The 5,399-nt window shown below is 57.2% G+C and carries 4 protein-coding genes; all 4 read left to right on the top strand.

Annotated features, from left to right (window positions below; translation table 11 throughout):
* Positions 1 to 205 precede the first annotated feature (205 nt).
* Complete coding sequence (locus F4X57_13660; GenBank protein ID MYC08195.1) at positions 206 to 880, top strand: ComEA family DNA-binding protein; 675 nt, start codon at positions 206 to 208, stop codon at positions 878 to 880.
* A 354-nt stretch (positions 881 to 1,234) separates the two neighbouring features.
* A complete protein-coding gene (locus F4X57_13665) occupies positions 1,235 to 2,368 on the top strand; it encodes a mechanosensitive ion channel family protein (protein MYC08196.1) in 1,134 nt (377 codons plus the stop codon).
* A gap of 295 nt (positions 2,369 to 2,663) precedes the next feature.
* Positions 2,664 to 4,586: a HAMP domain-containing protein gene (locus tag F4X57_13670; protein MYC08197.1), complete on the top strand. Its 1,923-nt coding sequence runs from the start codon at positions 2,664 to 2,666 to the stop codon at positions 4,584 to 4,586.
* Between the two features lie 80 nt (positions 4,587 to 4,666).
* On the top strand, positions 4,667 to 4,921 hold the full coding sequence (locus F4X57_13675) for a hypothetical protein (GenBank protein ID MYC08198.1): 255 nt from the start codon (positions 4,667 to 4,669) through the stop codon (positions 4,919 to 4,921).
* Positions 4,922 to 5,399: the final 478 nt, after the last annotated feature.

The following is a 5,399-nucleotide window of genomic DNA, read 5'->3' on the forward strand; positions in this document are numbered from 1 at the left end:
CAGTATCTAACCCATTTCTTATACTTGTGCCAATATCAGGCGGACTTGGTACTAGGGCGAATCAAAGATGAGCAAACCTACAACGCCGGTCTAATCTATCCACGCCAATGCCCATCACTCACCCCCACCCTTGACACCCTACGCGCCATTGCGTCATATTAGTGCCGCCTACTATAAGCAAAGCATTTGGCTGGCACGAGGTGGCATGAGGCTGAACTTCATCTATATCCTGCTGGGAGTGCTGGTCGCGCTTGCGATCGTGGGCGGAGTGGCGATAACCGTTCTGCCCGGCGCGTCCGCAGGCGATGTGCAGGTAGTCGAGATTGCGCCGACGCCAACGCCCGTGCCGACGAGCACCCCGGTGCCGCCCGAGCCTGATGTTGGCGTGTACATCAGCGGTGCCGTAGTCAATCCCGGCGTGTATATCATGTACGAAGGCAGCCGTTTGGCGAGTGTGCTGCTGCTGGCAGGCGGCGCGACCGAGAACGCCGATCTGTCTGCTATCAATCTAGCGGTTGTAGTCCAAGACGAAGACCACTGGCACATCCCAAGAGTAGGCGAGCCAAGAGTAGGCGAGAAAATATCCGCCGCCGGCGCTCAGGCATCAAACGGCGGCAGAGCGAACAGCCGCAGCGCAAATGGCAATGCCGCCGCATCGTCTGCGCAATCAGGGCAGGGCAGCGACGGCAAGGTCAACCTGAACAGCGCGGATGTTACGCTGCTAAAGACGCTGCCCAACATCGGCGAAGTGCGAGCGCAAGCAATCGTCGGCCACCGCGAAGCAAACGGCGATTTTGCCAGCATCGACGCGCTGCTGGAAGTGGACGGCATAGGCATAGGCATCATCGACAACATACGCGACTTAGTGTCGGTGGAGTGATTTCGCCACATCCCTTCTCCCCTTCAGAAATCTAACAGGAAGACGATTTCACAATTACAATTCATACTTGTCATCTGCAACATATAAATGTCACCCGCAATTTATCCCTGTCATTTCGAGCGAAGCGAGAAATCTAAAGTCGGAAACAGGTCTGCATGCAACGATCCCTGCCTTCGCAGGACATGCTTCAGATTCCTCGCTGCGTTTGGAATGACAAAAACAGCGCGGAACATCAGGGATTTATGAAGCCTGTGCCCGGCTACGATCGGGTATCGTCTCAACAGGATGGACAGGACAGATAGGATGGTACCTTCAAAGGAACCTGACAAATTGCAGGATATAGAAAGGATTTAGATGCTGCCGCCGTTTATAAGCCAGACGAATTGGGGCGGGCCGACGAGCGCCGCGGTTGTCTTTATCGCGTTCCTGATAGCGGCAGGAATCGTGAATGTGATTCTGCGCGTTATCATAAATCGATGGGCGCGCCGGACTCGCGGCACGCTAGACGAAGAGCTGCTTGGCGTGGTGCGAGGTCCCTTGGTGCTGTTCATCGCGCTGTCCGGGCTGTTCATCGCGCTGCTGATACTCACCAATCTCGAAACCCCGCCGTACACGCTGATAGCGGGCTACGGCGATTACATCAGCCGCGCGTGGCTGGTCGTCGTCATCGCTGAAGTGGCGTACCTGCTATACCGCCTGCTGGACGCCGCGCTTGTCTGGTACATCCGCAGCGTCGCTGCCAGCACGGACACGGAATTAGACGACAGACTATTGCCGCCGCTCAAGCGTCTGCTGCCTTTGGTAGTGCACTCGCTGGCATTCCTGATGGCGCTGTCTGTGCTGAACATCCCGATAAGCCCGATACTCGCGGGCTTGGGTATCGGCGGCTTGGCGGTCGCGCTGGCGGTGCAGCCCACGCTCGCCAACTTCTTCGCCGGCACGTATGTCGTAACCGAGGGCGAGCTGAATGTCGGCGACTACATCGAATTGCAAGGCGGCCCGGCAGGCTATGTCGTGGAAATAGGCTGGCGCAGCACGAAGATACGCTCGATGTTCAACAATCTGGTGATAATCCCGAATTCTCAGATGGCGAACAGCATCGTAACGAACTTTTACAGCCCGTCGCCCGCGCTGGATGTGCTGGTGTACTGCGGCGTGAGCTACGACAGCGATCTGGCGCTGGTAGAGCGGGTAACGCGCGATGCGGCGCAGGAACTGGTGGACGAGTCTGAGTACGCGGTCAAGGGCGAACCGTGGTTCGGCTTCGAGGAGTTTGGAGATTCCAACATCAGCTTCTGGGTATTCATCCGCGCGACCGACAGAATAGGCAGCTTCTTCCTAACAAGCGATCTAGTAAAGGTAATCCACTCGCGTCTAACCGCAGAGGGCATCGAAATAAACTACCCCGTGCGCAAGCTAGTATTCCCCTCCGCCGAACCCAACATTCCCGCCGCGCCGTCAAGTCCACCCACACCGCCGCCGCGCTAGGGATGTACGATGGCATCCGTTAACTCTGATGCATGCAATTATTGTCCTGACAGTCACATAACCACAGAGGCTTTCGGTTATTCTTGTCATTTCGAGCGCAGCGAGAAATCTGAAAGCGCCGACTATGGCAAATCTTATTTCTTTGCCTAGATTTTAGACCCTTCACTCCGTTCAGGGTGACAACTGAAAGACCCTGACATGCACATAACGCTTTACCATCCGCATCCCTCGTTATAAACTCTCTCCAGGTCGCCCTGTTGGACGAATGGCACCAAAGTAGGAGAGTTTTGCAGGTATGGGTTCTCTTGCACGTATATGGCAGCGTATAGGCACAAAACTATACATCGCTCTGGGTTTCGCGGTCTTACTGACACTGGTATCGAGCGCCGTGGGCGTTTACTACTTCGAACGGAGTGGAGACCTCAATTACCAGGCATCATCGGAATCCGTCCCTGCCCTCGAAGCCTCATGGCAAGCTACGAGAGAAGCGGAACGGCTACGTTCGATTGGCATGGAACTGCTGGCAGAAACCCAATCGAGCAATCACGCAATTGAAGGCGGCGCGGTTTCCGAACCCCTCAAAAGACTGGATAACTCCCTTGGTACTGCTGGTAGTGTTCCTGAGCTAGCGGCATACGCGCAGACAACCCAGGAGGCAGCATACGAGCTGACCGGCATCATCGACAACCTCATGATCAATCGAACGGCGGCTCTTGAGGCGGACTTAGCGGCAAAAGAGCTTCAGGACCGCATCGACGCGGTATCCGTTGAAGACGCTCCTTCCCTGATGGCACTTCTGGCATTGAAGCGCGCATCGCTTGCCGATGACGAAATAGCGTTGGAACATGAATGGGACGCATTCGCTCAACTGCACGCCAGAGGCATTGACGAGTCTGTGGCGGCGCTGGCCGAAAGGGAAGGAGTCTTCGCCGTTCGATCCCAGCAATTGGCGCTTCGGGCGCAGGCAGACGATTTGGCGGAGTCATTCAGCGAGTCAAGCGCCGCGCTGGACAACTCTCTGACAACTTTCCTTTCCAACGCCGGCAGCCACTCTTCGTCCACGCTCGGACTTGCGGTAAGCAGTTTCGACCAAGGACGTCTGTTACTGACGATAATCAGTGTGGTGAGCGTAGTCGCCGCAACTCTCGCGGCTTGGCTGTGGGTTGGCAACGGAATGGTCAGGCGTCTGTCCAGGATGTCCGACCGGATGCGTAACATGGCGGGCGGGGACCTTGAAACTCCCGTGCCTGAGATCGGAGAGGACGAAATCGGCGAACTGGCGAATGCGCTTGAGGTATTCCGGCAGCAGGCGCTCGAAGTACAGCGGCTTAATCTTGTCGAAAAGCTGTACGGAGAGCTGCGCGAAGCGAATGAAGAGCTGAAGCAAATGCAGGCACGCCTGGTTGCCCAGGAAAAGCTCGCGGCTCTTGGTGAACTCGTTTCAGGCGTGGCGCATGAAATAAGCAATCCGCTGAACTTCGTCACGAACTTCTCCGAAGGCTCGCTTGAGCTGTACGACGAACTCTCCGAGATGCTGGATACTTACAAGGCAGGAATGTCAGAGGATGATGTTGAACTGCTCGAGGAAATTAGCGGAGAGATTTCGGACAGCCTGAACAGGGTATGCGTGAATGGTGGGCGAGCGCTGGCGATTGTCGAGAGAATGAGAGCTATGGGCGTTGAGGGCGGAGAGCCGGTGCCCGTGGATATGAACGCGATGCTGCCGCAGATTGTAAATACAGGCTGTGAAGCGTTCGAATCACAATGGAAGGAGTTCTCCGTGGAGCGCGTATTCGACCTTGATTCGGGAGTGGGTGAGGTCCCGCTTGCCGAGCATGACTTTGGCGAGGCAATCGTCAACATCGTCTCGAATGCTTGCTACGCTATGTTAATGAGAAAAGAGGAGTCAGGGGACAGCTATAATCCTATGCTGCATATCTCCAGCCGCCGGGACATAGAGGAGTCCGGCATGGTTGAGGTGAGGATAAGGGACAACGGGACAGGAATCTCGGAGGACGTTCTGGGGCATATCTTCAATCCATTCTTCTCGACTCGCGACGGGGCGCTCGGCGCGGGGCTGGGCCTTCCCATCGCAGCCGATGTAGCCAGAAGGCTGGGAGGACACCTGACGGTGGACACCGCGTTCGGCGCGTTCACAGAGTTCACCCTGACTATCCCCTCGGCATCAAAAATACCGGCAGCGGTGGAAGAGGACTAGCGACGCCCTCGCACCATGGCATTCCCACCTACCGTCTTCTCAACAGCAGATAGGCGAAGGCGCCCAGCGCCAGAACAAAGGTGAACGCCAGCACAAGCACGAGCGTCATGCGCTGGCGAGGCGCGTTAGTGATTGTGTCCAGCGCGTTGCGGATGCGAGGAGCGGCATTGCCGATGACCGGAAGTTGCGGCGGCTGCCAATTGACGAAAAACAGGGATGGTGCCGGCGTTGGCAAAGGTGTCGCTGTGTGCGTCGGTACGGGCGTAGGTGTCGGCGTAAACGTGGGTGTGGCGGTAGGAACCGGCGTAGCGGTTTCGGTCGCCGTTGCCGTATGAGTAGGCGTGACAGTGGGCGTCTGTGTGGGAGTATTTGTCGCGGTAGCGCTAGGCGTAGCCGTCTGCGTCGGTGAAGAAGTGGGTGTCGGCGTAAATGTGGGTGTGGTAGTAGGAACCGGCGTAGCGGTTTCGGTCGCCGTTGCCGTGTGAGTCGGCGTGGCAGTATTCTGTCTGCGTGACGGACGACTTGTGGGTTCGGGAGTTGGCTCCGGCTTTGCCTGTTCGGTGGGGAAAGGTTCAGCCGTCGCCGTCATCGTCGCCGTTGGCACGAATGTCGCCGTCGGGACCGGCGTTTCCGTTGGCGCGGGCGTATCGGTCGGCGGAGGCGTCGATGTCGGCTTCGTTCTGCTTCTGCGCGTAGGAGGCTCCTCCGTTGCCGTTGGGGTGGTAGTGGGTGTGATTGTTGGCGTGTGAGTGGGCGTCGAGGTGTGCGTAGCGGTGGCAGTAGGGCTTGGAGTATCTGTCGCTGTCGGCTCTG

The sequence above is a fragment of the Chloroflexota bacterium genome (genome assembly GCA_009840355.1).
Classification (GTDB): domain Bacteria; phylum Chloroflexota; class Dehalococcoidia; order Lucifugimonadales; family JADFKI01; genus Bin90.